The sequence below is a fragment of the Mesorhizobium sp. M7A.F.Ca.AU.002.02.1.1 genome (assembly GCF_003998535.1).
Classification (GTDB): Bacteria; Pseudomonadota; Alphaproteobacteria; order Rhizobiales; family Rhizobiaceae; genus Mesorhizobium; species Mesorhizobium ciceri.
On record NZ_RZPB01000957.1, the window covers coordinates 1 to 1,963 of the forward strand.

Annotated in this window: 2 protein-coding genes; one reads left to right on the forward strand and one right to left on the reverse strand. The window is 65.2% G+C overall.

Going from position 1 to position 1,963, the window contains the following annotated elements; translation table 11 throughout:
• Positions 1-365, forward strand: a 365-nt coding sequence (locus tag EN879_RS33750) for an invasion associated locus B family protein (RefSeq protein ID WP_127274599.1), incomplete at its 5' end; no start/stop codon positions are given.
• Between the two features lie 55 nt (positions 366-420).
• On the opposite strand, the gene EN879_RS33755 is transcribed toward EN879_RS33750, so the two are convergent.
• Positions 421-1,770: a chloride channel protein gene (locus EN879_RS33755; RefSeq protein ID WP_063169552.1), complete on the reverse strand. Its 1,350-nt coding sequence runs from the start codon at positions 1,768-1,770 to the stop codon at positions 421-423.
• Between the last annotated feature and the right edge of the window lie 193 nt (positions 1,771-1,963).

A 1,963-nucleotide genomic window follows, 5' to 3' on the forward strand; every position in this document is an offset into this window, starting at 1 on the left:
GACAGGTCCTGACCGTGCCGACCGACAAGCAGCCGCCCACGCTCGACCATGGCGATATGTTCTTCTTCGTCAGCCAGCGGCCCGGCCAGCAAGTGTCCTACGAGCCGCAATTCATTGCCGGCTACAATTTCCAGGAAGGCTCCAAGGCCACCGTGACCATCGACAAGAAGACGTTTTCGATGTTCACGCGCGGCAAATCGGCCTGGGTCGAGAATGCCGCCGAGGAGCCGGTACTGATCGCCGCCATGAAGACCGGCACCGACATGAAGGTGACGGCGAAGTCCGGCCGCGGCAATCCCACCTCCTATGTCTTCTCTCTGAAGGGCATTTCGGCGGCGCTGACATCGATCGCCAAGTGTAAATAGGCAAAGCTACTTTTTTGAGGGAAAGGCCGGGCCGCGAAGTCCGGCCTTTTTTCTTTCATACTTGCCCCGGCCCGGCCTCCGCCCGGCGGCGCCGGATCGCCTCGGCGATGAAGACACGCGATAGCGCGTGATAGAGCGGCTCGTGCGAGATCATGCGCGCCGTGCCGTAGCCCAGCATCGAGGCCAGCATCAGCGCGATGACATTGTCGTGATTGCCGGTCATCTCCAGGATGATGACGAAGGCCGTCATCGGCGCTTGCACCACACCGGCGAAATAGCCGGCCATGCCGAGCAGTGCCGCCACCCCAGTGCTCGCGCCAAAGAGGAGGCCGAGCGAACTGCCGATGCCGGCGCCGACAGCCAGCGAGGGCGCGAAGATACCGCCCGGAATGCCCGAGATCATCGACAGCAATCCCGCCAGGAACTTTTCGGCGAAGAAGAACCACGGCAGCGGCGTGCCTTCGACGGCGCCCCGCGCCTGCACGTAACCGGTGCCGAAGGTCAGCCCGCCCGAGGCAATGCCGATCACCGCCACCGCAAGCCCGCAGATTGCGGCCACGATCAGGGCGCGCCGCAAAGGCTGCCCAGTGTTCCAGCGCCGGATCCGCCGCGTCGCCTTCAACGCCAGCAGCGAGAACAGCGCGCCGAACCCGCCGCCGATGACGCCGCAGGCAATCACCAGCGGCCACTCGGCGGCAAACGAGATGGTGTCCCTGGCGACGCCAAAATAGGTGTAGTTGCCGAGCAGCCCGAGCGAAGCGAGACCGGCCAGGATCACCGCCGTCAGCACCAGCCCGTTGGTTCGCGCCTCATAGGTGCGGCCCATCTCCTCGATGGCGAAGACGATGCCGGCCAGCGGCGTGTTGAAGGCGGCGGCAATCCCGGCGGCCGACCCGGCCAGGATCAGACCCCGGGCCTGCACCATGCCGCCCCAGCGTGCCGCCTGCAGCATCAGCGACGCGCCGACTTGCACCGTCGGACCCTCGCGGCCGATCGAGGCGCCGCAGAACAGGCCGACGATGGTGAGCATGATTTTGCCGGCCACCAGTTTGAGGGACAGGATGTGGCTGCGGTCCTCGTCGTCACGCAGATGGCGGGCGGCGATCGCCTGCGGAATGCCGCTGCCTTGCGAACCGGGAAAGAAGGTGTGGGCAAGCCAGGCGCACAGCACGAAACCCAACGGCGTAATGGCAAGCGGCAGATAGAAACGCCAGCCGCCTGCATCTCCTGTCATCAGTTGAAACAGTTCCTGCGCCCTGTCGGCCAGCACCGCGAACAGCACGCTGATCACACCGATGCCAAGCGCGCCGGCCCAGAACACCAGGCGCGGCTGCCAGACCCGCCGTGAGCCCCACATCGCGCGCGAACGCCGCAGCATGGGATATTTTCGCGATGTGCCGGCCATGTCTGTCCTCGAGCGGGGAATGTTTCGGCCTAACACAGCTGGGCAGTCTATTAAACTAGCGCCGGAAAAACCTGTCGTTGGCGCTCGCCTGAGTGCCAGGCGGAAGCATCGCTTCGGTGAAAGGTCGACCCCCACTCCGTCGAGCTACGCTCGACGGAGTGGGGGAAGCCATCAGCCAAACGCGCTGCCGCCG

Bases quoted from the DNA above. Each gene is read 5' to 3' on its own strand.
- EN879_RS33755 (WP_063169552.1), bottom strand. From the start codon at position 1,770: ATGGCCGGCACATCGCGAAAATATCCCATGCTGCGGCGTTCGCGCGCG.